We start from the raw sequence: 24,689 nt of genomic DNA on the forward strand, positions 1-24,689 counted from the left end.
CAACGTGAAACCCGAGCAATTGCACCTGCTGAACTCAGTGTCCGCCCCGGCAATCCACCCCGATGGAACCAAGGCGGTGGTATCCGTCACGAGGCCTGACTTTGACGCCGACAGCTATGTGGGCCAGTTGTGGAATGTTCCCCTGGACACCACCAAGTTTCCTCGACGCATCACGCGCGGCTTCAGGGACAGTTCGCCGGCGTTCTCACCCGATGGACTTGTCCTGGCCTTCCTTCGGAGTGACCCGAACGGCAAACCGCAACTGTACGTAGTGGAGGCAGCCGGCGGTGAACCGCAGCGCATCACGGACCAGCACGCCGGTGTAGGTGGTTTCGTGTGGGCGCCCGATTCGCACCGGATTGCCTTCGAGGCCCGGGTGCCGGAGCAGGGGCGCTACGGAACGGTCGACGGCGTCGGTTCCGGCGCCGAGGACGCCCGGCTTATCGCTGTCAACCAGTACAAGCAGAACGGCGTCGGTTATACCTCCGATCAGCGTCAGCAACTTTTCGTCGTTGAGGTCCCGGAGTTGGGCGGTGAACCTGCTGTTGCTCCGCGGGGGAGGGCCGCCCACGAACAGCCCACCAGGACGGCGACGGGGATTCCAACTGCCAAGCAGGTCACGTACGGTGACTCGGACCACGAGTCGCCGTGCTTTTCAGCTGACGGCACCCACCTTTACTTCATTGCCGCCCTCCATGAAGGACACGACGACGACCTCGTCACCGCTGTCTATCGGGTCGCCGCCGACGGCGGTCAGCCGACCGCCGTCGAACCTTTCAAGCAAAAGCTGCAGACTGTCACGGCCGTGCGTGCCTCCACAGACGGCCGGTGGTTGTTTTACGTGGCCCAGGACCTGGGTGACACCGGCAAGGACTTCGTGGCTCGAAATGCTGTTCTGTACGTCATGCCTATCGCCGGGGGAGAAGCGGCGGCCCTGACGGACGTTGAACATTTGGACGTATCGGGACCTCTGGAACCCAGCGGGCCGGCCAGCGTCCTGGTGCTGAACACAGCGCTGGGAAGTGTCGAACTGCTGGACGTCACGGCGGAGGGCGGGATCACCCCACTGGTCCATGGCAACCGTGTAGTTGTCGGGGCAACAGTGGCCGCCAACGGCGAAATTGCCGTGAGTTTCTCAGATGCCTCAACGGTGGGAGATGTCGCGTCACTGGAACGAGGAGAGATCCGCCTTCTCACGGACTTCTCAGCCGCCTTGCGCAACAACTCCCGTGTAACGGAACCCTTGGACTTCGAAGCCGAATCCACCGATGGACAACCCGTTCACGGTTGGGTGGTGCTGCCTGATGGCCCTGGCCCACATCCCGTCCTGCTCACCATCCATGGAGGCCCCTTCTCCCAATACACGGGCGCTTTCTTCGACGAAGCGCAGGTATACGCAGCTGCCGGGTACGCAGTTGTCATGTGCAATCCACGCGGGTCCTCCGGTTACGGACAAGCCCACGGGCGTGCCATCAAGGAACGCATGGGCACAGTGGATATGCAGGATGTGCTCGCGTTCCTGGACTCAGCGTTGGCTTCGTTTGCCGTCCTGGATGAAACACGGGTGGGGATCATGGGCGGTTCGTATGGCGGCTATCTGACCGCGTGGACCATCGCCCACGATCACAGGTTCAAGGGTGCGATTGTAGAGCGCGGTTTCCTGGACCCTGTCAGCTTTGCGGGTTCCGCTGACATTGGCTGGTTCTTCGGGACCGAGTACACCGGAGGAACCCCGGAACAGATGGCGGCCCAAAGTCCCATGGCTGTAGTCTCCCGCGTCGATACACCTACTCTGGTGATTCACAGCGAAAATGATCTGCGCTGCCCCATGGAACAGGGTCAGCGCTACTACGCGCAGCTGAAGGCCCAAGGCGTGGAGACGTCATTGCTCATCTTCCCGGGGGAAGATCACGAGTTGTCACGGTCCGGGACGCCTCATCACCGCAGGCAGCGCTTTGATCACATCCTCCGATGGTGGGCAAAGTACCTTCCCACGGACGTGAACCGCAAGGAGGGCTAGCCATACAGTCCGGATTCCGCCTCAGGGAAGGAATCCAAGGGCCCGTCGTGCCTCATCAATGTTCGGCGCGAACCAGCGGGCGGAGTGCTCAGCATTACTGGACAATGAGCGCAGTTCGGCCCGGTCCAGGTACAGGATGCCCCGAAGGTGGTCTGTTTCGTGCTGCACGATACGCGCCTGCCACCCAGAGAACCACTCTTCCACGGGCTCGCCTGCTGGATTGGTGTAGCGCAGCTCCACGTTCCGGTGACGCGTCACTACCGCTTGGTATCCGCTGACGGAGAGGCACCCTTCAAAAAATGAGGCAGTTTCTGTTCCGAGGGGGCGGTACTGCGGGTTAACGATGGCGAAGAACTCCAATGGTTCCCTGTGACGCACCGCCGCCGACTCCGGGTCCACCTCATATTTGTCCTCCAGAACGGCCAGCTGCAAGGGGATTCCCAGCTGGGGAGCAGCCAATCCGACACCCGGGGCGTCGTGCATGACTTCCTTCATGCGCTCCAGGAAGGCCGCCAACTCGGCATCGTCAATTTGGCCGTCGTAGGGGGCCGCCAGCTGGCGCAACACGGGGTGCCCGGCCTGCACGATGGACGGAAGCGCTTCTGCATCAAGCAACCTGCGGACCGCGTCCCGTATCTGGGTTGGGTTATAGTCCGTGGCGGGGCTCGTGGCCTCAGGGTGAGGTTGGTGGGTCATACAGTGAGCCTAACGCGATGAAGGCAATCCCGACGGTGGGCTAGGCTCGACGAATGATCGATTCCACCCCTCTGGATTGTGTACTCGGGTTTGTTCGAACGGTTGAAGCCGGCGGCGGAGCTGCTGAACTGCGGCCCTTCCTGGCCGACGATTTCATACTCACTGAGTGGCCGCATGCCTTGTCCAAGACGGGCTCCACGCGGAACCTGGCCGAGACCTTGTCTGGCGCCGACCACAGCAAGGACATTGTCTCCGATCAGCGCTTTGACGTGGTCCGCACTACGAGCCAGGAAAACCGAGTGGTGCTTGAAATGAACTGGTCGGCCACTTTGCTGCTTGACCTTCCGCACTGGGACCGCGGCGATACCATTCGCGCCAGGAGCACTGCCGTTTTCGAGCTGCGTGATGGGCTGATCATCAGCCAGGACACGTACGACTGTTACTACACGACGCCGGAATAGCCAGCGCCCCGGAAATACCTAACGCATGGTGAAGCGGCGCTCCACCAGTTCTGAAATTGCCGGTATAGCCAGGGCGCTTGCGAAAAGCGTGTTCCTTGCCGACATGGCGGGAGGCGGGAGCGGTCTGCCCAGGGCCATGTTGAGGCCGGCCTGACGTGAAGCGCGAAGCGCCGCTTTCCTGCGTGACTTCTCGAAATTTGCCACATCGCGTCCTACGTCGGCACCCCGAAAGGATGCATCAATGATGGGGGCCAGAGCTGCAGCATCCAACCAGCCAAGGTTCATGCCCTGCCCGCCGATGGGGCTGATCTCGTGAGCGGCATCCCCCAGCAACACCACCCTGCCGTGAACCATGCGCTGAGCCAGCCGCGAACGTACTTCGAAAGCGCTCAACATCGAATTGCCGGCTGTGTCCAGTACCTCACCGGTCCTGGCCGTGACCAGGTGGGCCAGCCCCGCCGCCGTCGGGTTCTTGTGCGGTGCGCCCAGCCTGACGACCCATCTGCGGATGCCTACTGGCAGAGGAAATGACTCCACGATTCCTTCGGGTTCCAGGTACAACACGGCGTCGGCGCCATGCCCCGTGTCATCCGGGAAATCGCCCATGATGTAGCAGTCCGGATAGCTGCGGAACGGCAAGGCCGGCAAGTAGTGCGGACGGATGGTTGAGTGCGCTCCGTCTGCGGCTATTACCAAGCGTGCATCTGCCTCCAGGCTCCCGGAAGGTGAAACCCCGCGAACGTGTAAGGTTTCGCCGCCGTGGTTGATCTCCTGGACATCGACACCCCGGACGATGGCGCCGGCATCCAGATCCCGTACCGCCAGCTCCAGAACTTCCTCGGTGAACGTCTGCGGGACGGCAAGGATGAAGGGAAACGCAGCGTCGCCGTCGAACGCGAGCTCCGCCACCCGTCGTCTCCGGCTGTAAGCCACGCCGCGCTGGATGTGGACTCCGGCAGCCATGAGTTCCTCGGCAACTCCAGCCCGCGCCAGCTCGGCCAAGGCCGGGGGGTGGATTCCGATCGCGCGGGAACGGTTGCTCCTGCCCCTTCGACGCTCCAAAATGCGGACCTGATATCCCCGTTGAAGCAGCAGGACGCCCATGAACAGGCCCACAGGGCCGGCCCCCACAATCACAACGTCAGGCACGGTTCTCCCCGCGGTGTTCGGTAAGGGCCTGGGGAAGGGCATGGACAAGGAGATGATGCCACGGTCCGTTTGGTTCCACGGTCCATGGGGCCGGGACTGCTGCTTTCAGTTCCGCCGCGGTGTAACTGCGCCTGATGGACGTCAAACCATCCCCGCAGATGTACGAGCCCACGCCCAAAGGCCAAAATCCTGCCAGGAACAAGAAGTATGCGATATTGCTGCGATTGAGGTCGTTATGGAGGCAAAGTCCCCGGCTCAACAACTCCGAATCGTGGAGGACCGCCGCAAGTTGCGCGGGATCGAGGTGGTGGAGGATGTGGTTGGAGATGACGACGTCAAACGTCCGGCCTTCCGCGACGAGCTCTGAGCTGTGCGCCTGACGGTAGCTGACCCCCTCCATACGAGGGGCTTGGGATGCAAAGGCGAAGGCTCTCTCATCCGGGTCGACCGCTGTCACTGTGAGCCTGAAGCCATCCCGTCGGGCCCACTTCGCGAGGCTCCGTGCCACATCTCCGCTGCCGCATCCGATGTCCAGCAGTGACACCGCACGATTGGCTGCCAACAGCGGCCGAAGTCGTCGACGATACGTCCGGTGCCACCCCGAAAGCAGCCTGTTCACCACCGGGAAGCGGGCGTAAGTCCTGTTGAGGCGCCTGGGGTCGCAGTCTTCCCTGTCCATCTCCTCGACGGCGTGCAAATCCCTCTCTTGTAGGGATCCCCAGGGACTCACAGCGCAGGCGAGACCAGCGTAAAGAGTCCCGTTTCAACTGTCAGGCCCGGGCCGAACGCCATGGAACAGATCCTTTCCTCACGTTCGCTGACCGACCGTTCAAGCATGTACTTCAGGACGAACAGCACAGTAGCGCTGCTCATGTTCCCGTATTCCCTCAGCGTTTCCCGCGCGGGAACCAACTGTTCCTGGGTGAGTTCCAACTTGGACTCCACCTTGTCCAGGATGCTACGGCCGCCGGGATGGATGGCCCAGTGGGTAATGTCCCGGTAGGGGAGGCCGGCCAAGGAAGGCTCCCTGGCAAGCAGCGGCGCAAGGGCACCAGTGATGTGTTCCTCAATAATGTGCGGGACGTACGAGCCCAGCACCATCTCGAACCCTTCGTCACCGATGTTCCAGGCCATGGCTTCCTCGCCCACAGGTGTCAGCACGGTTTCAAAGTGGTCCAGGCGGATGGCCGGTTCCGGCCCCTGCAGCTCACGCGCGGTCACGACGGCGGCCGCCGCGCCATCACCGAAAATCGCCGACCCCATGATCGTGTCGGGATCGTTCGAGGTCCTCACATGCAGGGAGCAGAGTTCAACACAGATCACCAGGACAACCGCGGCGGGGTCAGCGACGCAGAACTGCTTGGCCGCCTTGAGGGCGGGGAAGGCTGCGTAACAGCCCATGAAGCCAAGATGGTACCGCTGCACTGCAGGGTTGAGCCCCAAGGCCCTGACCACCTTGTAGTCCGGACCAGGGTTGAAGAACCCTGTGCAGGACACGGTGATGACGTGCGTGATGTCATCGAGGTCGATCCCGGGCGCCTGGGCCACTGCGGCCTTGCCGGCCTCCACGAACAATTTGGTGGCTTCAGTTGCAAAGATCTCGTTGCGCACTTTAGTGCTGGGGCTCAGGACCCGGTTGGTTTCGGGGTCGAAAAACTGCGGATTCTCGGCACGTGCATCAAGGCTGAGCTCCGCTACCGCGGTGTACCGGGTGTCAATTGCCGCAGAGTCGAAACAGGTACTGACCAGTCGGGTACCCAGCCGCGTTAGGCCTGGCTGTGATGCGAAGACGTCACGGGCTTGCTGCTGTACGAGGATGGTTTGCGGAACTGCGGTTTCAAGGGACCTCATGTATACCGGCATGCTTCATTCTTAGCGAGTAAAGCTGGGAAGACAATGGCAGAATCGATCGTACTGACCGAGGTTGGTCAGTAAAAACCAGGCGACGCCGACGGGGGACTGTTGGACCGCGCCGCCTAACAGATGGAGAAATGATGACTATTGCTGCGAGTACCGACAAGCAATCTCCTGCATGGCACGCGGCCGATACCCACGATCTGATCCGGGTTCAAGGCGCACGCGAAAACAACCTGAAGGACGTCAGTGTTGAGATCCCGAAGCGCCGACTGACGGTCTTCACGGGTGTTTCCGGTTCCGGGAAGAGTTCGCTGGTCTTCGCCACCATCGCTGCAGAGTCGCAGCGCATGATCAACGAGACCTACAGTGCTTTTGTCCAGGGCTTCATGCCGTCCCTGGCCCGGCCAGATGTGGACGTGCTCGAAGGACTGACGACGGCCATCATCGTGGACCAGGAACGCATGGGCTCCAACCCGCGCTCTACCGTGGGCACCGCCACCGACGCCAACGCCATGTTGCGTATCCTGTTCAGCCGGCTTGGCCAGCCACACATTGGTTCGCCCAACGCCTATTCCTTCAACGTGCCCACGGTGAAGGCCAGCGGCGCCATCACCGTGGAACGTGGCGAAGGCAAAACGAAGACCGAGAAAGCGACCTTTAACCGGCTGGGTGGCATGTGCTCCCGCTGTGAGGGCATGGGTTCGGTCAACGACTTCGATCTCACGGCTCTCTACGACGAGACCAAATCCCTGAGCGAAGGCGCCCTGACCATTCCGGGATACACCATGGATGGCTGGTATGGGCGCATCTTCAGTGGCTCAGGGTTCTTCAATATGGACAAGCCCATCTCCAAGTTCACCAAGAAGGAACTGCACGATCTCCTCTACCGTGAACCCACCAAGATCAAGGTGGAGGGCATCAACCTCACGTACGAGGGCGTGATCCCCAAGATCCAGAAGTCGATGCTCAGCAAGGACGTCGATGCTTTGCAGCCGCACATTCGTGCCTTCGTGGAACGGGCCATTACCTTCACCACGTGCCCGGAGTGCGAAGGCACCAGGCTGAGCCCCGAGGCGAGGTCTTCCAAAATTAGAGGCAAGAGCATCGCGGATGTCTGCACCATGCAGATCAGCGACCTCGCAGGCTGGGTTCGCGAGCTTGATGAACCCTCCGTAGCTCCTTTGCTCAAGGGCCTCCAGCACCTTCTCGATTCTTTCGCCGGCATCGGATTGGGTTACCTGTCCCTTGACCGGCCGGCCGGCACGTTGTCCGGGGGAGAGGCCCAGCGGACCAAGATGATCCGGCATCTGGGGTCGTCCCTCACGGACATCACCTATGTCTTTGACGAACCAACCATTGGGCTGCACCCCCACGACATCGAGCGCATGAACCAGCTGCTGCTGCAGCTTCGCGACAAGGGCAACACAGTGCTGGTGGTGGAACACAAGCCGGAAACCATCGCGATCGCGGACCACGTCATCGATCTGGGTCCTGGCGCCGGCACCGGAGGCGGCACCGTGTGCTTCGAGGGTGACCTTGAGGGATTGCGGGGGAGCGACACAATCACGGGTCGCCATCTGGACGATCGCGCATCCATCAAAGACAGCGTGCGATCTGCCTCCGGCCACTTGGAAATCCGTGGTGCCTCCACAAACAACCTCAAAAACGTCGACGTCGACATTCCCCTTGGCGTTCTTTGCGTCCTCACCGGGGTGGCCGGCTCGGGCAAGAGTTCACTGATTCATGGTTCCGTAGCCAAGCGGGACGGTGTCCTGGTGATCGATCAGGGTGCCATTCGGGGATCCCGCAGAAGCAACCCCGCCACGTACACGGGACTCCTGGAACCCATCCGTAAGGCGTTCGCCAAGGCCAACGGCGTCAAGCCTGCGCTCTTCAGCTCGAACTCCGAGGGCGCGTGCCCCACGTGCAATGGAGCGGGTGTCATTTACACGGATCTCGGTGTCATGGCCACTGTCGAGTCGCCCTGTGAAGAATGCGAGGGAAAGCGCTTTCAGGCCTCTGTTCTAGAGTATCGACTGGGGGGTCGCAATATTGCAGAGGTGCTTGCAATGTCTGTAGATGAGGCTGAGGTTTTCTTCAGCGAAGGCGAGGCGCGGACCCCGGCTGCCCACAAGATTCTCGATCGTCTTGCCGATGTTGGACTGGGCTACCTGACGCTTGGGCAGCCGCTGACCACCTTGTCCGGCGGTGAGCGCCAGCGGCTCAAGCTGGCGACGCAGATGTCCGAAAAGGGAGAAATTTACATTCTCGACGAGCCGACCACCGGCCTGCACCTGGCCGATGTCCAAAATCTGCTGGGCATGCTGGATCGTCTGGTTGCAACCGGAAAGTCGGTGATTGTCATCGAACACCACCAAGCCGTCATGGCACATGCCGACTGGATCATCGACCTCGGACCAGGCGCCGGACACGACGGCGGCAAGATCGTTTTCGCCGGAACGCCGGCTGAGCTTGCGGCCGGGCAGTCGACGCTGACGGGCAAGCACCTGGCTGCGTACGTCTCGAAGTAACGTCCTTGGTGTGGTCGTTTCGATGGCGCTCGAAGCGACCACATCAGCCGCTCTCCAGATCCTCTCCATAACGCCGATAATCTACATTATGTAAAGTAGAACTGTGATTATTGCGTCTGATGTGTGATCACCCCTCCTCTGCCCGTCGGACCCTTCACCCGCTGGCATCACCTGCGACGCAACAGGATAGTCTCTACAGACGGGCCGCTAATTCAACACAATTAGTCAAAGAATTCGACGGAATTTTCAGAACTAAAAATATCGACCATCCTGCCAACTTTGAGTAGCCAGCCACATTCGCGGGTTGCAACACAAACAGGGTGGGTGTTCCCTCAAAGAGACACCCACCCTGCCTTTATGGATAATGTCTAATCGGAGGGCGTGGCGCCAGAACGTCGGCGTGCAATCACTACCGAGGCGGCGCCCGCTGCCAGCACGCCTGCTCCAGCCAGCCCCCAAACAATGAGGCCGGGATCAGTAGCCAACTTCTCCGGCCCTACTGCCGCACGAGCGTCCGTGACGCTGGAGACAGCAACGAAGTCGGAATCATGGTTGCCACCCCCCTTACCGTTGCCGTTGTTTCCGCGTCCGTGGTTGCCGTTGTTTACAGCCACCCGTGCAGAGCGAGTAACTCCGGACTCTGAACCAACGGCTGTAATCATGAAGCTTCCGGCGTCTTCGAAGGTGACGCTCGTAGTAATGGCGCCTTCACCGTTGGCGATAACGCTGAAGTTCGCTGGAGCGCTCCCCTGTGGTCCACCCCTCTTCTCGAAAGTGATGTTGACGGTTTCGCCTGGGAGGTATCCGCCGGCGGCGAAGGTGATGGTTTCACCGCGGTCAATCGTGCCGTCCGAGACGGTTCCTTGCTCATTGCCTGGCGCCGGGTAGGTGCTGGCTACGGCTGGTGCAATACCAGCGAACATGACGGTTCCCGCAACCATAAGAGTTGTGATGGTCTTTTTCATTTGTTTCCCTTGAGATCAATGAGTAAATCTACGTAAATGACGGCGTAACCGCTACGTAAATAACTTGTGGAACCCCCATATGCAATAGCAAGCGAAACGTTATCACGCAGATGTTGCCGCGACAAGGCGGGATTGAATGATTACAAAGCCCTAACCAAGCGTTTAGTTGACACAACTATCTCACTTTCTTCATTTCTCATACAGTATTTGTGACAAAATCAACGGGCTCTGTGACAAGCAGGCGAGCTCCAGCCGTGTGCTCAATCGGGCCGGGAACCAAAAAGGATGCCCACCCGGTAATCCGGATAGGCATCCCTGTTGTTGTCCTAAGCCGCCGGACTTCCGGCCGGCAACGAGCAGAGTTATTGAGCCTGCTGCGCTCCTGCAATGTTGACCAGCCAGCCGATACCGAACTTATCCACGCACATTCCGAAAGTGTCACCCCAGGGCGCCATCTCAAGCGGCACGGTGACCGTGCCGCCATCCACCAGCTTGTCCCAATACCCGCGAAGTTCCGCCTCGTCCGATGAGTCTCCGCTCAAGGAGACCGAAATGTTGTCACCGGGGTTGTACGCCATGCCGTTTGGGGTATCCGCGGCCATCAGCGTCAATCCGCTCGGAGATTCCAGCATGGCATGCATGACCTTGTTCGCCTCGGCTGGATCTTCGCTGGCCTGATAGTCGCCGAAAGTGCTGATGTCCAGTTCACCGCCAAAGACGGATTCGTAAAAAGTGACTGCATCCCGGGCGTTGTCCCGAAACGAGATGTAGGGGTTGAGGCGGGTTGTCATTGGTCAGTTCTCCTCGTTTGTAGTGGTGATGGTCACACATCGGTGTGCGGCAATGTTAACAGCGCCAACACGCGCCTGTCCCCCATTGCTTTCAGTCGCCGTCGTACGCCTTTTGGAGGATATTGATGTCGAGTTTCCGCATCTTCAACATGGCCTCCATAGCGCGCTGAGCACCTGCGGGATCGGGACCGCTCAACAGTCCCGACATGGCCGTGGGAACGATCTGCCACGACAATCCGAACTTGTCCTTAAGCCATCCGCACTGGCTCTCCTCTCCCCCGACCAGAAGCGCGCCCCAGTACCTGTCAACCTCCTCTTGGGAGTCGCAGTTCACAACCAGCGAGACCGCCTCATTGAACGTGAAAGCCGGTCCCCCATTGAGCCCCAAGAACTCCCTGCCCTCGATCTCGAACTCAACAGTCAGGGTGGTTCCATCGGGCCCGGGCGTCGTTTGCCCCATGGACGAATGATCGAACGTCGATGTGTAGAACTCGGCCGCTTCGCTCGCTTGCCCGTCAAACCATAAACAGGTGGAAATCTTCTGCATGTGCCGCTCCTCCCAGGTCGCCGGGAACTGCTTTGTCCCCCGTCAGGCTAGTACCGTGTGATCGCCCACACAACGCCCGACGGCGAGTCCAAGGGACCACTCATGCGGCACCTGGCGCCGAGGTACTGAAGCACTTATCTTCTGCTCAGTCCCCCGCCGTGCGGATCCGGCTCACCAGACCCACGGTGTTGGCCTCGCTATCCTCAATGAACGCCATCCATTCTTCCGAACCGGCCGGACCCAGAGTGCCGTCCTCGTGCGCATAAATAATGTGCGGATCGGCGATGATACGGACTCCACGGCGCCGAAGTGCTGCCACTGTTCCGTCAAGATCTGCCACTTCGAGGTACAGCAGCGACGACGGTGCACCTTTCTCCAGGAGGAGGCGGACTCCACCCACATCAAAGAACAGGAGACCTGGGGGATCAAAGAGGGCGCTCGGCTCGGCGTCCAAGAGTGCAGCGTAGAAGGCAGCTGCCCTTTGAAGGTCGTCGGCGTGCTGGGCCACCTGAACAAATCGCATGGTCTCCTCCTGGTTGGGCTGACACATGGGCACTTGCGCTCATGGTGGCGGCCCAAGGGGCGATACGCAAGAGCTGCGGCACGGGCGCCAACTTCGCGCCGGAGGGACACCCCGATAGTGTCATGAGTATGTCTTCCCCATCACGACTCTGGATCCCCGCAGCCATTGCCGACCTTTTGCTGGTTCTTGTCTTCGCCGCCATCGGCCGGGACGCGCACGCCCGCGGAGACATTATTTCGGGAGCTTTTGCCACAGCGTGGCCATTCTTGGCCGGAGCAGCCATCGCTTGGGCGGTAACGCGTGCATGGCGCTCACCCTTGGGCATGTGGCCATCCGGGGTGTGCATATGGATCGGCGCAGTAGTGGTGGGCATGTTGTTGAGGGCAGCCACAGGCCAAGTCGTGGTGCTGCCGTTCGTGCTGGTGGCTTTGATCACCCTCGGCGTCTTCCTTCTGGGATACCGGCTTCTCGCGGCGATGCTTTTGCGGGCATCGCGCAAACGGCAACGCCGGGTGTGATCAAGCCCCTGCCGAAAGGAATGCACTAGGCTGGAAAACGTCCGCAACGATGCATTTTCCGGAAAGGCCCCACGTGATCACCGCTTTCGTCCTGATCAAGACCGATGCCTCGCGCATACCGGAGACCGCCGAACAAATCTCGGCTATCCAGGGCATCAGCGAGGTCTATTCCGTCACGGGCGAGTGGGATCTTATCGCGGTTGCCCGGGTCAGCAAGCACGACGAGCTCGCAGATGTGATCGCCGATCGCCTGTCCAAGGTTGCTTCAGTGGTTCACACCACTACTCACATAGCCTTCAGGGCATATTCACAGCATGACCTGGACGCAGCCTTCGCTCTCGGATTCGAGTAACAGCAGGACTGCCGGTCATCAGCTTTGGCTGAGGGCCGTCCACTTGGCGAGTACTTCGGCGGCTTTGCCGGAGTCAACGGATTCTGCTGCCCGGGCGAATGCGGTGCGCATCCGCTGCTCAAGGCTTCCTTCGGCATGGAGATCGATGCACACCAAGCCAGCCGCGGCATTCAGAAGAACTGCGTCACGCACCGGACCGGTCTTACCATCGAGGATCTCTCGAACCACGGCCGCATTAGCGGCAGCGTCGCCTCCGCGAAGGTCTGCAACTGTCGACGGGCGGATTCCGAGATCGGCCGGCGTAAACACCTGCTCCTTGACTGTTCCGTTCCTGAATTCCCAGACGGTCGATGGCCCGGTAGGGGTCAGCTCGTCCAGACCATCGTCACCCCGGAAGACCAGGCCCCGGCTGCCGCGGCGGGCCAGCACCCCGGCCACCAACGGCGCCATGCGAGCGTTGGCTACGCCCACGGCCGAGGCCTGAACATGTGCAGGGTTGGTCATCGGTCCCAGGAAATTGAACGCAGTGGGTACAGCCAGTTCACGGCGAGGAACAGCTGTGTGGCGGAACGATGGGTGGAAGACCTGGGCAAAACAAAATGTGATTCCTGCCTCTTCGGCGTTCCGGGCCACCTGCTCGATCGAAAGATCCAAGCGGACACCCAAAGCCTCCAGAACATCGGCCGAACCCGAAGCGGAAGAAGCAGCCCTGTTGCCGTGCTTCACAACCTTGGCCCCGGCGCCGGCAGCCACGAGCGCGGCCATGGTGGAGATATTCACGGTGTTCAGCCGGTCTCCCCCAGTTCCTACGATGTCCAGCTTCTCACCGGAGATATCGATCGGATTGGCGTGCTGAACCATGGCCTCAACCAGGCCGGCCAGTTCTTCCACCGTTTCCCCCTTGGCGCGGAGTGCCACCAGGAAGCCGGCGATCTGCGCCGGAGTCGCTTCTCCGGCCATGATGGTGTTCATGGCCCACTCTGTGTTGCCCACTGCAAGGTCGTCGCCGTTGATCAGTGCAGAGATGAGGCCTGGCCAGGTATTGCTGGCTGCAGGTGCCGATGCCGGAGAAGTCACTCCCTGATGCTATCGAGCCAGCCACGCCGATGACCAATGTGAACCCGACCGGGAACTTTTCCGCGCGAATTCGCGTCTTTGTAGAAAAAGTCTCCCGAATCGGTGGTTTGCATTGGGAACTCTGGACTTTTACAGACATAATGTCCTTGTGACATCTGCGACCCATGCCCCCAGTACCCCGGCGCACCCGACGCTGAACCGCCCCAACTTGGTTTCTGTTGGAACCGTAGTTTGGCTGTCCAGTGAGTTGATGTTCTTCGCCGGCCTCTTTGCCATGTACTTCACCCTGCGCTCCACATCCGGAACGATGTGGGCCGAGGAGACGGCCAAGCTCAACTTCCCGTTTGCGCTCGTCAACACCATCGTCCTTGTGGCAAGTTCCTTTACTTGCCAGATGGGCGTCTTTGCCGCCGAGCGGCTCGAGCCGCGCCGTACCGGTGGGCTCCTGCAGTTCACGCGTTGGGGCATGACCGAATGGTTCTCCCTCACGTTCGTCATGGGTGCCTTCTTCGTAGCCGGCCAGACCATGGAATACGCGATGCTCGTCTCCGAGCATGTATCCCTGTCGTCCAACGCTTACGGCTCGGCCTTCTACATGACCACAGGCTTCCACGGCCTTCACGTCATTGGCGGCCTGATCGCGTTCCTGTTCATCATCGGCCGCGCGTTTGCAGCCAAGAAGTTCGGACACTTTGAAGCGACGTCGGCGATCGTCACCTCGTACTACTGGCACTTCGTTGACGTTGTGTGGATCGGCCTCTTCCTGGTCATCTACGTCCTCAAGTAAGCCCGGCTTTGACTCTTTTTCTACAAGAGGCAGAATTTCAAGAAGCGGCTCACGGAGCCGACGCAGGATCGAATAAAGGAACCACCACGTGAAGGCACTCTCGCAGAAGCGACGTCACCCACTGGCAGCCATTGCGCTGTTGCTGATGGGCCTCCTCCTCACTGGTGGGCTGTACGCCGTTGCCACAACTGTCAACCAGGCCAAGGCCAGCACCACAAGCTTCAGCGCAAGTGACGTAGAAGAAGGCGGCAAGCTCTTTGCCGCCAACTGCGCCACCTGCCACGGCATGGGTGCCAGCGGAACCCAGGACGGCCCCTCGCTGGTCGGCGTGGGTGCTGCTGCAGTTGACTTCCAGGTTGGCACCGGCCGTATGCCCATGCAGATGAGCGGCCCGCAGGCCCAGCAGAAGCCCGCCCAGTTCAATGCGGAACAGACTAAGCAGCTCTCTGCTTACGTTGCATCCCTCGGCGCAGGTCCGGCCATCCCCGAGGAACACCTCCTCGACGGAAAGGGAGACGCAGCCAACGGTGGCGAACTCTTCCGTGTCAACTGCGCCATGTGCCACAATGCCGCCGCGGCCGGTGGCGCCCTGACCCGCGGCAAGTTTGCCCCCGCGTTGGCAGGTGTGAGCCCTGAGCACATTTACGAGGCCATGGTTACCGGTCCGCAGAACATGCCCGTCTTCAGTGACTCGAACGTCACCCCTGAGGACAAGCGCGACATCATCACCTTCCTGAAGACCATCGAAGCCAACGGATCCCCCGGTGGCGCGGACCTTGGCTCGCTTGGCCCGGTATCTGAAGGCCTGTTCGTTTGGGTTGCCGGCTTGGGTGTCATCATCGCATTCACGATCTGGTTGACGTCCCGCACGTCTTAGTCCGGACAGGACAAAACTTCTGCTGCAGGTCAGCAGTTTGAAACTGAAAATAACTCGGCCCCGGCCGAGACAACGAGAGAAGGATGAGGCGAATTATGGGCAACCATAGTGACGGCAGTCCGAACCACTCGGGCACCGTAGCTACGGCTGGTCAGAATGAGGTGGAGAAGTTCCAGGATCCTGGGCTCCCTCCGCATCGTTTGCGCCTGGCTGACACGGACCCGGTAGCCGCAAAGCGCGCCGAGCGTCAGGTAGCCATTCTGTTTGGCACCTCTGTAATCGGTACGCTGGTGTTCCTGGTGGCATACTTTGCCATTGACTTGGGCGAAGATACCTCCATTGCGACCATCCGCACCCAGAACCTCCTTCTGGGGCTCGGTACGGCCTTTGCAATGCTGGGAATCGGCACCGGAATCGTGCACTGGGCCAAAGCCCTGATGCCCGATCACGAAGTGTCTGAAGAGCGCCACGCTATCCGTACTGAAGAAGATCGCCAGGCAGCAGTCCGCATCGTCGACGACATCGTGGACGAGACCGGCATCAAGCGCCGCCCGCTGATCCGCAACACCCTTCTTGGTGCCGTTGCACTTGCTCCTCTGCCTGCCCTTGCCATCTTCGGCGATTTGGGCCCGCGGCCGGACAACGCTTTGGCACATACGATGTGGGCGCCCGAGGGCGACAAGCTCAAGCGACTGACCCGCGACCCTGATGGCACCCCCATCAAGGCTTCGGACGTCACCATCGGTTCTGCCTTCCATGTCATCCCCGAAGGCCTCAATGAGCTCCACGAAGGCAAGCTGAACGAAAAGGCCAAAGCCGTCGTTCTCCTGATGCGCCTGGACCCGGACTCCTTGAACCCCTCGGAGGGACGCGAAAACTGGAGCTACAACGGCATTGTTGCTTACTCCAAGATCTGCACGCACGTCGGTTGCCCGGTTGCTCTTTACGAGCAGCAGACGCACCACCTCCTGTGCCCCTGCCACCAGTCCACGTTTGACCTCACGCAGGAATGCAAGGTCATCTTCGGACCGGCAAGCCGTCCGCTCCCCCAGCTGCCCATCGCAGTTGACGCAGAGGGCTACCTCGTCGCCACCAGCGACTTCAGAGAACCTGTAGGACCGAGTTACTGGGAGCGTGACGAGCATGAGCGCCTCATCAACAGCTGAAGCCCCCTTCGTTCCGAAGACCAAGGTTGGTAGTTTCACCAACTTCGTGGACGAGCGTGTTGGCGGCTCCGGCATCCTGCGCGAGTTCGGCCGGAAGGTCTTCCCCGACCACTGGTCGTTCATGTTCGGTGAGGTGGCGCTGTACTCCTTCGTCATCTTGCTGATGTCAGGTACCTTCCTGACCTTCTTCTTCGATCCGTCAATGGCGGAAACCCACTACCAGGGTTCCTACACACCGCTATACAACGTCGAAATGTCTGTTGCCTACAGCTCTTCGCTGAACATCTCGTTCGACGTCCGCGGCGGTCTGTTCATGCGTCAGGTTCACCACTGGGCAGCTCTGCTGTTCGTGGCGTCACTGGGTGTGCATATGCTGCGCGTCTTCTTCACGGGCGCTTTCCGCAAGCCCCGCGAAATGAACTGGGTTGTGGGCGGCGTGCTGCTCATCCTGGCAATGGCTGCCGGCTTCACGGGCTACTCACTCCCCGATGACCTGCTGTCCGGCAACGGCCTGCGCATCATTGACGGTGTTATCAAGTCCATTCCGGTCATCGGAACGTACACGTCGTTCTTCCTCTTCGGTGGAGAGTTCCCGGGTACGGCTATCATCGGCCGTTTGTACGTGCTGCATATCCTCCTGGTTCCGGCGCTGATCCTCCTGATGATTGTCATCCACCTCTTCATGGTGGTCGTGCACAAGCACACCCAGTACCCCGGTCCCGGCCGCAATGACGGCAACGTCGTCGGCTACCCCCTCGGCCCGGTATACGCTGCCAAGGCCGGTGGATTCTTCTTCATCGTCTTCGGTGTCCTCGCCCTCATGGCGGCAGCCTTCACGATCAACCCGATCTGGAACTACGGCCCTTACGACCCCTCCCCGGTTTCGGCCGGTACCCAGCCTGACTGGTACATCGGGTTCGTCGACGGCGCCTTGCGCCTCATGCCGGGTGTCATCAACGACTTCCATTTCGAATGGGTCATCTTTGGACGCACCCTGACGCTGAATGTTCTGCTTCCGGCACTCGTGCCCGCGGGAATCATCTTCACCGTGCTGTTCATGTACCCCTGGATCGAACGCTGGGTCACCAAGGACAACCGCGAACACCATGTTCTGGACCGTCCGCGCAACGCCCCGACCCGCACCGCGATCGGCGTTGCAGGCTTCACCTGGTACTGCGTGATGTGGGCAGCCGCTGGTTCCGACCTCATCGCAACGCACTTCCACGTGTCGTTGAACGATGTGACGTACTGGCTCCGGACGCTGTTCTTCATCGGCCCGGTTATCGCCTTCATCGTGACCAAGCGCATTGCACTGGCCCTCCAGCGCAAGGACCGCGAAATTGCACTTCATGGCCGTGAGACAGGACGCATTGTCCGACTCCCCCATGGTGAGTTCATTGAGGTTCACGCCCCGCTGGATGAGTACAAGCGTTACAAGCTCGTCGGGTTCGAATCACCTGCTCCCATCCCGGCCCAGCCGAACGAACACGGAGTCGTCACCCGCAAGGAGAAGCGCCGCGCGGCACTTTCCCGCTGGTTCTTCGAAGACCGTGTTGCCCCGGCGACACCGGCGGAACTCGAAGCAGCGCACGCTCATGGCCACCACGAGGCCATCGCAGCTGGTGAAGACCAGAAGAGCCTGAGCCACTAGCGCTTAGCTCTCAAACATAAGGGGAAGGGCCCGGTCCGCATGGACCGGGCCCTTTTCTTATGTCTTTTGTCCTACCCCACGAACATCCAGGGCTACGGGTAGCACATTGGTTATTGGGTGCGGTACCCCGACGAGTAGTTTCGGGTGGGACGAATGCCGGGGCGTTGCAAGGGAACCCAAAGTTTATAGCGGTCAGCCCTGTAGTACGAGACCGAGTAGTCCACCATTGCCCGGGCAACGAAGGCGTGACGCTGGATCTTGAGCAGCGGGGCGCCGACATCGACGTTGAGAAGTCTGGCAGTGGACGGAGACGCCGCAGTGGCCTCGATCATGTCCTCACCCCACTCCATGACCAGGCCAAAGCGTTCGCTCAGGACGTTGTAGAGCGAGGTTGGAGGCGCCTCATCGAGCAAGCCTGGCACCCGGTGTGCTGGAATGAAGTTCTCATCCACGCTCATGGGTTCGTTGTCAGCCAACAGAAGCCGCCTGAAACGCACCAGCGGTGTGCCTTCTTCGAGTTGCAGCTCCCTTGCAAGGAATGCACTGGCAGCGATTTGTTCGAAGCTTAGAACCTTAGCGGCGGGCACCATACCTCGGCGCTGCATCTCCTCGCTGTAGGAGGTCAACTTCACCTGTAGATCCAGCTTTGGCTTCCTGACGAAGGTGCCCAGCCCCACCACGCGCTCTATGACTTCTTCGCCAACCAAAGCATCAATGGCCTGACGAACAGTCATCCTGGCCAGTCCGAACCGTTCCGATAGATCCCGTTCAGAGGGCAGCGCAGAACCGGGCGGGCAGGACTGGGCAATAAACGTCCGTAAAATCTCGCGTAGCTGAACGTAGATGGGTGTGCCGCTGGCGCGGTCGATCTCGCCGGCAATGCTTGCTGCTTCAGCCACGGCAGTCTTCCAGCAATTGAGTCATGCTTCAAGGATAATTCAGCCGGCCGGAGGTCTAGACCAGTGAGGCTGAATGTGGAACGGGTCCGGCCCCTGCGGCTACGCTGGTATGGATCATTTTTCAGGCGGGCGATCCGTCGTACCAAAGGAGCTGGGTTGCCGGAGCAGAAAACCTTCGTCGCCGCAGAAATCGGGCTGCACGCTCGGGCGGCCGCAGTATTTGTCCGAGCCGTCACCGAAACAGGACTGCCGATCACTATCCGCAAGCAGGACGGCCTGCCCGTGGACGCCCGCTCGCTTTTGGAGGTCATGACAGAGGACTTTGAACAGGGGTGCGAAGTTTTCCTCGCAGTAGCTCCAGAGGCACTCAGCGCCGGTCACACTCTTCCCGAGGTCGAGAATGCCCTCGTCGCTCTCTCGGCTGTCCTGGAGGGCACACAAGCCCGCTGACAGCCCCTCAGCTCCATCAGACCACCTGCGGCGTCGCCAGAGGGTCGGAATCGGAAACAGTACTTAAAGACGAAGGGCCCCACCAAGAGGTGGGGCCCTTCGTTGTACTACAGCTACTTAGTGGGCGTGATCGCCACGGCTGTACTCGAAGACCCAGCCAACCAAGGCAATCAACGCAAGACCGCCAGCAACGTAGGTTACCCAGAAGCCGATGGCGAGGCCGAGGAATCCACCGGCACAAGCCAAACCGAGAACCAGCGGCCACCAGCTCCAAGGGCTGAAGTGCCCCTGCTCGCCGGCGCCTTCGTGGATCTCTGCGTCGGGGCGGTCTTCGGGACGCAAGCCAATTCGCTTACCCGTGAACCCGAGGTAGGCACCAATCATGCCGGCAAGTCCACCGACCAGGAGGATGCCCAGGACACCAACCCATTCAGACCATTCCGTCAGGAAACCATAGGCGATGGCTACGGGGACGAAGAAGAAGACACCGGCTCCGAAGAGCCACGATTCAATTTTCATTTGCTGACGTCCCTTTGGTCGGCGTTACCCAAGACAGCTGCTGCGGGTGACGGGGCCTCGGCGGTGTGAACCTGCGCCAACTCCGGGTGGTGAAGGTCCAGAGCCGGGCGCTCGGAGCGAATACGGGGCAAGGAGGTGAAGTTGTGGCGCGGCGGCGGGCAGGAAGTTGCCCATTCCAGCGAAGCACCGAAGCCCCACGGGTCGTCCACTTCCACCTTCTTGTTGCTGCGCCAGGTGATGTAGACGTTCCAGAAGAACGGCAGGAGCGAAGCGCCAAGGACGAAGGAGGAAATGGTGGAGAACTGGTTCATCCACGTGAAGTTATCCTGCGGCATGTAGTCGGCGTAACGACGCGGCATACCCTCAACGCCCAACCAGTGCTGGATCAGGAACGTGCCGTGGAAGCCGAGGAACAGCAGCCAGAAGTGGATCTTGCCGAGACGCTCGTTGAGCATCTTGCCGGTCCACTTGGGCCACCAGAAGTAGAACCCTGCGAACATGGCGAACACGACCGTACCGAACACCACGTAGTGGAAGTGGGCTACAACGAAGTACGAGTCCGATACGTGGAAGTCCAACGGCGGCGAGGCCAGGATGATGCCTGTGAGGCCACCGAAGAGGAACGTCACCAGGAAGCCGATGCTCCAGAGCATGGGCGTCTCAAAAGTGATGGAACCCTGCCATAGGGTGCCGATCCAGTTGAAGAACTTCACGCCAGTGGGAACTGCGATGAGCATGGTCATGAAGGCGAAGAACGGCAGCAGCACTGAACCGGTCACATACATGTGGTGGGCCCACACAGTAACGGACAAGGCGGCGATGGCGATCGTTGCGTAGACAAGACCCTTGTAGCCGAAGATCGGCTTGCGGCTGAAAACCGGGAAGATCTCCGAAACAATGCCGAAGAACGGCAGGGCGATGATGTACACCTCGGGGTGACCGAAGAACCAGAACAGGTGCTGCCAAAGGACTGCACCGCCGTTTTCGGGGTCGAAGATGTGGGCACCGAAGCGGCGATCCGCACCGAGTGCGAACAGTGCTGCAGCAAGCGGCGGGAAGGCCATCAGGACCAGGATCGCGGTAACCAGCGTGTTCCAGGTGAAGATGGGCATGCGCCACATGGTCATGCCCGGGGCGCGCATGCAGATGATGGTGGTGATGAAGTTGACGGCACCAAGGATTGTGCCGAAGCCGGAGAGGGCAAGGCCGAAGACCCAAAGGTCACCACCGACGCCGGGACTGAACGTCGTGTTCGACAATGGCGCGTAGGCGAACCAACCAAAGGAGGCAGCACCCTGGGGGGTGATGAATCCGGAAACAGCGATGGTTGAACCAAAGAGGAAGAACCAGAAAGCCAGGGCATTCAGTCGCGGGAATGCAACGTCGGGCGCGCCGATCTGCAGCGGCATGATCACGTTGGCGAAGCCAGCGAACAGAGGCGTAGCGAACATCAGGAGCATCACGGTGCCGTGCATGGTGAACATTTGGTTGTACTGCTCTTTGGTCTGCAGGATCTGCATACCGGGTTCGAACAGTTCAGCACGAATCAGCAGCGCCATGACGCCACCGAGGCAGAAGAACACGAATGACGCAATCAGGTACATGTACCCGATGGTCTTGTGGTCCGTGGAGGTAATCCAGTTGACGACGATGCGTCCCTTGGATTTAGGAACTACGGGAGCTTCTAGGACCCCCGGTGCGGATTGAGTGTACGTAGCCACGTCGCTCCCCTTACTTGGTTTCGTTCAGGTTCGGGTTGCGGTCATATTCCGCACCGAGCAGGCCCGTGTTGCCATCCTGGCGAAGCTTGTCCATGTGGGCCTGGAACTCAGACTCGGAGACAACCTTGACGCGGAAGAGCATTTCGGAGTGGTATTCACCGCAGAGCTCTGCACACTTGCCATCGAAGGTGCCCTCCTTGGTGGGGGTGAACCTGATGTAGTTCGTCTTACCCGGGATCATGTCGCGCTTCTGGAGGAAGGCAGGAACCCAGAATGAGTGGATGACGTCGCGGGAGTTCAGCTCCAGGTCCACGGACTTGCCAACGGGCAAGTACAGGGTGGGGAGGAGTTCCTTGTCGACCTCATTGCCGGTCAGGTGGGCCTGAACGCCGGCCTCGTGGAGGTCTTCATTGATGACCTCGCCCTTTTTGTAGTTGAAGTCCCAAGCCCACTGCTTGCCGCGGACGTCAACAACGACGTCGGCGGGCTGCGAGCGGTCATCGATCGCGCGCTGGTCCTGGTCGGTGAAGTAGAAGAACACCAGCACCATGAACAGCGGGATGGTCAAGTAGAAGACCTCGAGCGGCAGGTTGTAGCTGAGCTGCTTCGGGAAACCCGTGGTGCCCTTGCGGCGGCGGTAAGCAATGATGCACCAGACCAAGAGGCCCCACGTGATAATACCGACTGCCAAGGCGGCGATCCATGAGTTGACCCAGAGGTCCATGATCCGGTCAGTGTGGTTGGTCGTGCCGCGCTCTGTTGGCAGCCAACCCTTCTCTACCTCTGGTGAACATCCGGTCAAAACCAACGCGCCGGCTAGTGCCAAGCCAGTGATCGATGTGATCTTTATGCGTCGGCTGCCGGTTCGGTTCTGCGAACTCACAGACGGCCCTTCCTCTTGTTGCTGTCTCCCGGCAGGCCGAAGGCTCACCGGGCACACTAAAAGTTTTACTACCCGATGTAGAGCTTACCGCTATCACGCGGTTTTCGCGCACATGTCAGCGCCGTGGCTCCGAACGGTTTTAAAGCCGGGCGAAGGGGCGCCGACATGCGGCGATGGCTCACATCAGTGGAATGAATCGCCGCAGGCGCAAGACCCGCCGGCGTTCGGGTTGTCGATGGTGAAGCCCTGCTTCGAAATAGTGTCCTCGAAGTCGATGCTTGCACCGCTGAGGTAAGGAACGCTCATCTTGTCCACGACGACCTCAACGCCGTCGTAGTCGCGCACGGCATCTCCGTCAAGCAGGCGCTCATCGAAGTAGAGCTGGTAGATCAGGCCCGAGCATCCTCCAGGCTGGACTGCAACGCGCAGCCGAAGGTCTGTGCGCCCTTCCTGCTCGAGGAGGCTGCGGACCTTGCCTGCGGCGACGTCGGTCAGATTGACCTCGTGCGTGGCCAGTTCGTCGTCGTTGGTGACGAGCTGTGCTCCGGTGCTGTTTTCGTTGGTTGCAGTGCTCATTGGCCTACCTTCTTATGAAGCTCCTGGCGGCGGCGCCGGAACGCTGCCTGCCCTTACCCAATTACGTACGGGTTATAGCTAATGCTACGTCGCGCAGACGCTTAGCTATAACTCCTGACGTAACCACAGACAGCATTTCGTTGTTCCCGGCGCGCCGCAGGAGTTTACTCCTGCAGACCCTCGGCGTTGAGGCGGGCCAGCATCAGAGCCTCGGCCAACACGGCATGCCGGAAGTCTCCGATGTGCAACGATTCGTTGGCACTGTGCGCGCGGGAGTCGGGGTCCTCCACGCCGGTCACCAGGATCTGGACATCCGGATACATCTCCAAAAGATCGGCGATGAACGGAATGGAGCCACCGATACCCATTTCCACGGGCTTTACACCCCACGACTCTCCCAGCGCCCACAGTGCCACGCGCGCTGCGGCAGAAGACGTGTCGGTGGAGAAGGCATTGCCCCTCTCCCCCGGCGTGAACGTCACCTTGGCACCAAATGGCGCATGGGATTCAAGGTGCTGCTTCAGGGAGTCCATCGCGGCTTCGGGGTCCTGACCGGGCGCCAACCGCATGCTGAACTTTGCGCGGGCCGCCGGGATAAGGGTGTTGGAGGCAACATCGACGGCCGGTACGTCCATGCCGATGATGGACAATGCCGGTTTGGTCCACAGGCGCGAGGCGATGGTTCCGCTGCCGGCGAGCCTCACGCCGTCGAGCACTGATGCATCGGCGCGGTAATCCGCTTCGGCGAGGTCCACAGCCACCTCGTCCCGGCCCACCAGGCCCGCCACCGCCACGTTGCCATCGTCGTCGTGAAGCGTCGCAATGAGTCGAGACAAGAGAGTAGGGGCATCGAGGACCGGACCGCCAAACATGCCCGAATGGACCGCGTGCTCCAAGACGCGTACTTCGAAGGTGCCGTCCACCAGGCCGCGAAGGCTGGTGGTCAAGGCGGGAATGCCCACCTTCCAGTTGCTGGAGTCGGCAACAACGATCACGTCTGCCCGGAGAAGCTCCTGGTGCTCCTCAAGGAACGTCCGAAACGTCGGCGATCCCGCTTCTTCCTCACCTTCGAAGAAGAAGGTCACGCCGAGACCGAAGTCCTCGCCCAGGACCTTTGTCACGGCACTGTATGCGGCAAGGTGCGCCATGACCCCTGCTTTGTCGTCTGCAGCACCGCGGCCATACAACCGGCCGTCCCGTTCCTCGGCGACAAACGGTTCCGAATTCCAAAGGCTCCGGTCCCCCGGTGGCTGGACGTCGTGGTGCGCGTAGAGCAGAATGGTCGGCTTGCCTTCGGCGGCGGGTCGGCGCGCGACGACGGCAGGACCACCGGGCGTACCGTCGTCCTTGTTACACCGAAGGATCCGGACGTCCTCCATGCCTGCTTCCTTAACCAGGGCCGCAACGGCGTCGGCGCTTCGATCCAGTTCCGTTGGGTCGAAACTCGGCCACGCAATGCCCGGAATGCCAACCAATTCTTGCAGGGACGCGAGTGTGCTTTGGAAGGAGTCGTTGACCGCCGTGGCCAGTGCCTCGACCGGAGTGGAGCCGGACTGCCGTTGCTTGTTCTGCGGGATCTCCGCATGTGCTGAAGTCATGGGCCACACTTTACCGCCGGGGATTCACCCGCCGCAGCAGGCTTAGCCCGGAGCCGGAGGGGTTCACGGGGGCTA

The 24,689-nt window shown here is 60.5% G+C and carries 25 protein-coding genes; 10 read left to right on the forward strand and 15 right to left on the reverse strand.

Translation table 11 applies throughout. The features are described 5' to 3' along the window. The first annotated feature begins 4 nt into the window (after positions 1-4). Complete coding sequence (locus tag ARUE_RS11750; protein ID WP_014921936.1) at positions 5-2,020, forward strand: S9 family peptidase; 2,016 nt, start codon at positions 5-7, stop codon at positions 2,018-2,020. Positions 2,021-2,041: 21 nt separating this feature from the next. On the opposite strand, the gene ARUE_RS11755 is transcribed toward ARUE_RS11750, so the two are convergent. Next, positions 2,042-2,716 carry a peptide deformylase gene (locus ARUE_RS11755; RefSeq protein ID WP_014921937.1) on the reverse strand — a complete coding sequence of 225 codons (675 nt, stop codon included), beginning with the start codon at positions 2,714-2,716 and terminating at the stop codon, positions 2,042-2,044. Between the two features lie 53 nt (positions 2,717-2,769). On the opposite strand from ARUE_RS11755, the gene ARUE_RS11760 reads away from it, so the two are divergent. Next, complete coding sequence (locus tag ARUE_RS11760; RefSeq protein ID WP_011774881.1) at positions 2,770-3,177, forward strand: nuclear transport factor 2 family protein; 408 nt, start codon at positions 2,770-2,772, stop codon at positions 3,175-3,177. An 18-nt stretch (positions 3,178-3,195) separates the two neighbouring features. Here ARUE_RS11760 and ARUE_RS11765 read toward each other — a convergent pair whose 3' ends face one another. Genes ARUE_RS11765 through ARUE_RS11775 form a run of 3 tightly spaced genes read right to left on the reverse strand, consistent with a single transcriptional unit; the run spans position 3,196 to position 6,189 of the window. After that, on the reverse strand, positions 3,196-4,326 hold the full coding sequence (locus tag ARUE_RS11765; protein ID WP_014921938.1) for an FAD-dependent oxidoreductase: 1,131 nt from the start codon (positions 4,324-4,326) through the stop codon (positions 3,196-3,198). Then, the gene (locus tag ARUE_RS11770) at positions 4,319-5,056 is read right to left on the reverse strand and encodes a class I SAM-dependent methyltransferase (protein WP_011774883.1); all 738 of its coding nucleotides are present in this window, start codon (positions 5,054-5,056) and stop codon (positions 4,319-4,321) included. The genes ARUE_RS11765 and ARUE_RS11770 overlap by 8 nt, the downstream gene beginning before the upstream one ends. Beyond that, on the reverse strand, positions 5,053-6,189 hold the full coding sequence (locus ARUE_RS11775; RefSeq protein ID WP_011774884.1) for a type III polyketide synthase: 1,137 nt from the start codon (positions 6,187-6,189) through the stop codon (positions 5,053-5,055). Before ARUE_RS11775 ends, ARUE_RS11770 begins: the two co-directional genes overlap by 4 nt. Positions 6,190-6,320: 131 nt before the next feature. Here ARUE_RS11775 and ARUE_RS11780 point away from each other — a divergent pair, with 131 nt between their 5' ends. Continuing rightward, on the forward strand, positions 6,321-8,714 hold the full coding sequence (locus tag ARUE_RS11780) for an ATP-binding cassette domain-containing protein (RefSeq protein WP_498602295.1): 2,394 nt from the start codon (positions 6,321-6,323) through the stop codon (positions 8,712-8,714). Positions 8,715-9,082: 368 nt separating this feature from the next. On the opposite strand, the gene ARUE_RS11785 is transcribed toward ARUE_RS11780, so the two are convergent. From ARUE_RS11785 to ARUE_RS11800, 4 genes are all read right to left on the reverse strand, one after another. Next, on the reverse strand, positions 9,083-9,679 hold the full coding sequence (locus ARUE_RS11785) for a hypothetical protein (protein ID WP_014921940.1): 597 nt from the start codon (positions 9,677-9,679) through the stop codon (positions 9,083-9,085). Positions 9,680-10,041: 362 nt separating this feature from the next. Beyond that, positions 10,042-10,470 carry a VOC family protein gene (locus tag ARUE_RS11790; protein ID WP_014921941.1) on the reverse strand — a complete coding sequence of 143 codons (429 nt, stop codon included), beginning with the start codon at positions 10,468-10,470 and terminating at the stop codon, positions 10,042-10,044. Between the two features lie 91 nt (positions 10,471-10,561). Then, positions 10,562-11,017: a VOC family protein gene (locus ARUE_RS11795; RefSeq protein ID WP_014921942.1), complete on the reverse strand. Its 456-nt coding sequence runs from the start codon at positions 11,015-11,017 to the stop codon at positions 10,562-10,564. Between the two features lie 145 nt (positions 11,018-11,162). Beyond that, on the reverse strand, positions 11,163-11,540 hold the full coding sequence (locus tag ARUE_RS11800) for a VOC family protein (RefSeq protein WP_043470283.1): 378 nt from the start codon (positions 11,538-11,540) through the stop codon (positions 11,163-11,165). A 128-nt stretch (positions 11,541-11,668) separates the two neighbouring features. Between ARUE_RS11800 and ARUE_RS11805 the strand changes: the two genes are divergently transcribed. Next, complete coding sequence (locus ARUE_RS11805) at positions 11,669-12,058, forward strand: DUF3054 domain-containing protein (RefSeq protein WP_011774889.1); 390 nt, start codon at positions 11,669-11,671, stop codon at positions 12,056-12,058. Positions 12,059-12,131: 73 nt separating this feature from the next. Next, a complete protein-coding gene (locus ARUE_RS11810) occupies positions 12,132-12,410 on the forward strand; it encodes an Lrp/AsnC family transcriptional regulator (RefSeq protein WP_014921945.1) in 279 nt (92 codons plus the stop codon). Between the two features lie 18 nt (positions 12,411-12,428). Here ARUE_RS11810 and trpD read toward each other — a convergent pair whose 3' ends face one another. Continuing rightward, positions 12,429-13,487: an anthranilate phosphoribosyltransferase gene (gene trpD, locus ARUE_RS11815; protein WP_014921946.1), complete on the reverse strand. Its 1,059-nt coding sequence runs from the start codon at positions 13,485-13,487 to the stop codon at positions 12,429-12,431. A gap of 148 nt (positions 13,488-13,635) precedes the next feature. Between trpD and ctaE the strand changes: the two genes are divergently transcribed. The 4 genes from ctaE to qcrB all read left to right on the forward strand — a co-directional run bounded on the left by ctaE (position 13,636) and on the right by qcrB (position 17,968). After that, the gene (gene ctaE / locus ARUE_RS11820) at positions 13,636-14,274 is read left to right on the forward strand and encodes an aa3-type cytochrome oxidase subunit III (protein WP_081589141.1); all 639 of its coding nucleotides are present in this window, start codon (positions 13,636-13,638) and stop codon (positions 14,272-14,274) included. An 88-nt stretch (positions 14,275-14,362) separates the two neighbouring features. Beyond that, on the forward strand, positions 14,363-15,151 hold the full coding sequence (qcrC, locus tag ARUE_RS11825; protein WP_011774893.1) for a cytochrome bc1 complex diheme cytochrome c subunit: 789 nt from the start codon (positions 14,363-14,365) through the stop codon (positions 15,149-15,151). Between the two features lie 95 nt (positions 15,152-15,246). Then, positions 15,247-16,317: a cytochrome bc1 complex Rieske iron-sulfur subunit gene (qcrA, locus tag ARUE_RS11830; protein ID WP_043470287.1), complete on the forward strand. Its 1,071-nt coding sequence runs from the start codon at positions 15,247-15,249 to the stop codon at positions 16,315-16,317. Continuing rightward, positions 16,295-17,968 carry a cytochrome bc1 complex cytochrome b subunit gene (gene qcrB / locus ARUE_RS11835; RefSeq protein ID WP_014921947.1) on the forward strand — a complete coding sequence of 558 codons (1,674 nt, stop codon included), beginning with the start codon at positions 16,295-16,297 and terminating at the stop codon, positions 17,966-17,968. Before qcrA ends, qcrB begins: the two co-directional genes overlap by 23 nt. Positions 17,969-18,078: 110 nt before the next feature. On the opposite strand, the gene ARUE_RS11840 is transcribed toward qcrB, so the two are convergent. Beyond that, complete coding sequence (locus tag ARUE_RS11840; protein WP_011774896.1) at positions 18,079-18,867, reverse strand: GntR family transcriptional regulator; 789 nt, start codon at positions 18,865-18,867, stop codon at positions 18,079-18,081. A gap of 156 nt (positions 18,868-19,023) precedes the next feature. Here ARUE_RS11840 and ARUE_RS11845 point away from each other — a divergent pair, with 156 nt between their 5' ends. Then, on the forward strand, positions 19,024-19,317 hold the full coding sequence (locus tag ARUE_RS11845) for an HPr family phosphocarrier protein (RefSeq protein WP_187329876.1): 294 nt from the start codon (positions 19,024-19,026) through the stop codon (positions 19,315-19,317). A 117-nt stretch (positions 19,318-19,434) separates the two neighbouring features. On the opposite strand, the gene ARUE_RS11850 is transcribed toward ARUE_RS11845, so the two are convergent. From ARUE_RS11850 to ARUE_RS11870, 5 genes are all read right to left on the reverse strand, one after another. Next, the gene (locus ARUE_RS11850; RefSeq protein WP_011774898.1) at positions 19,435-19,836 is read right to left on the reverse strand and encodes a cytochrome c oxidase subunit 4; all 402 of its coding nucleotides are present in this window, start codon (positions 19,834-19,836) and stop codon (positions 19,435-19,437) included. Continuing rightward, the gene (gene ctaD / locus ARUE_RS11855) at positions 19,833-21,557 is read right to left on the reverse strand and encodes an aa3-type cytochrome oxidase subunit I (protein ID WP_011774899.1); all 1,725 of its coding nucleotides are present in this window, start codon (positions 21,555-21,557) and stop codon (positions 19,833-19,835) included. Before ctaD ends, ARUE_RS11850 begins: the two co-directional genes overlap by 4 nt. 10 nt (positions 21,558-21,567) lie before the next feature. Beyond that, positions 21,568-22,440: an aa3-type cytochrome oxidase subunit II gene (gene ctaC / locus ARUE_RS11860; protein WP_026005322.1), complete on the reverse strand. Its 873-nt coding sequence runs from the start codon at positions 22,438-22,440 to the stop codon at positions 21,568-21,570. Positions 22,441-22,623: 183 nt separating this feature from the next. Beyond that, the gene (locus ARUE_RS11865) at positions 22,624-23,016 is read right to left on the reverse strand and encodes a HesB/IscA family protein (protein ID WP_011774901.1); all 393 of its coding nucleotides are present in this window, start codon (positions 23,014-23,016) and stop codon (positions 22,624-22,626) included. A gap of 164 nt (positions 23,017-23,180) precedes the next feature. After that, positions 23,181-24,614 carry a dipeptidase gene (locus ARUE_RS11870; protein WP_014921948.1) on the reverse strand — a complete coding sequence of 478 codons (1,434 nt, stop codon included), beginning with the start codon at positions 24,612-24,614 and terminating at the stop codon, positions 23,181-23,183. Between the last annotated feature and the right edge of the window lie 75 nt (positions 24,615-24,689).

This window comes from Arthrobacter sp. Rue61a, assembly GCF_000294695.2.
Classification (GTDB): domain Bacteria; phylum Actinomycetota; class Actinomycetes; order Actinomycetales; family Micrococcaceae; genus Arthrobacter; species Arthrobacter aurescens_A.

Bases quoted from the DNA above. Each gene is read 5' to 3' on its own strand.
- ARUE_RS11790 (WP_014921941.1), bottom strand. From the start codon at position 10,470: ATGACAACCCGCCTCAACCCCTACATCTCGTTTCGGGACAACGCCCGG.
- ARUE_RS11870 (WP_014921948.1), bottom strand. From the start codon at position 24,614: ATGACTTCAGCACATGCGGAGATCCCGCAGAACAAGCAACGGCAGTCC.
- ARUE_RS11805 (WP_011774889.1), top strand. From the start codon at position 11,669: ATGTCTTCCCCATCACGACTCTGGATCCCCGCAGCCATTGCCGACCTT.
- ARUE_RS11850 (WP_011774898.1), bottom strand. From the start codon at position 19,836: ATGAAAATTGAATCGTGGCTCTTCGGAGCCGGTGTCTTCTTCTTCGTC.
- qcrB (WP_014921947.1), top strand. From the start codon at position 16,295: ATGAGCGCCTCATCAACAGCTGAAGCCCCCTTCGTTCCGAAGACCAAG.
- ARUE_RS11800 (WP_043470283.1), bottom strand. From the start codon at position 11,540: ATGCGATTTGTTCAGGTGGCCCAGCACGCCGACGACCTTCAAAGGGCA.
- qcrA (WP_043470287.1), top strand. From the start codon at position 15,247: ATGGGCAACCATAGTGACGGCAGTCCGAACCACTCGGGCACCGTAGCT.
- ARUE_RS11795 (WP_014921942.1), bottom strand. From the start codon at position 11,017: ATGCAGAAGATTTCCACCTGTTTATGGTTTGACGGGCAAGCGAGCGAA.
- ARUE_RS11785 (WP_014921940.1), bottom strand. From the start codon at position 9,679: ATGAAAAAGACCATCACAACTCTTATGGTTGCGGGAACCGTCATGTTC.
- ARUE_RS11755 (WP_014921937.1), bottom strand. From the start codon at position 2,716: ATGACCCACCAACCTCACCCTGAGGCCACGAGCCCCGCCACGGACTAT.
- ARUE_RS11780 (WP_498602295.1), top strand. From the start codon at position 6,321: ATGACTATTGCTGCGAGTACCGACAAGCAATCTCCTGCATGGCACGCG.
- ARUE_RS11775 (WP_011774884.1), bottom strand. From the start codon at position 6,189: ATGCCGGTATACATGAGGTCCCTTGAAACCGCAGTTCCGCAAACCATC.
- ARUE_RS11760 (WP_011774881.1), top strand. From the start codon at position 2,770: ATGATCGATTCCACCCCTCTGGATTGTGTACTCGGGTTTGTTCGAACG.
- ARUE_RS11865 (WP_011774901.1), bottom strand. From the start codon at position 23,016: ATGAGCACTGCAACCAACGAAAACAGCACCGGAGCACAGCTCGTCACC.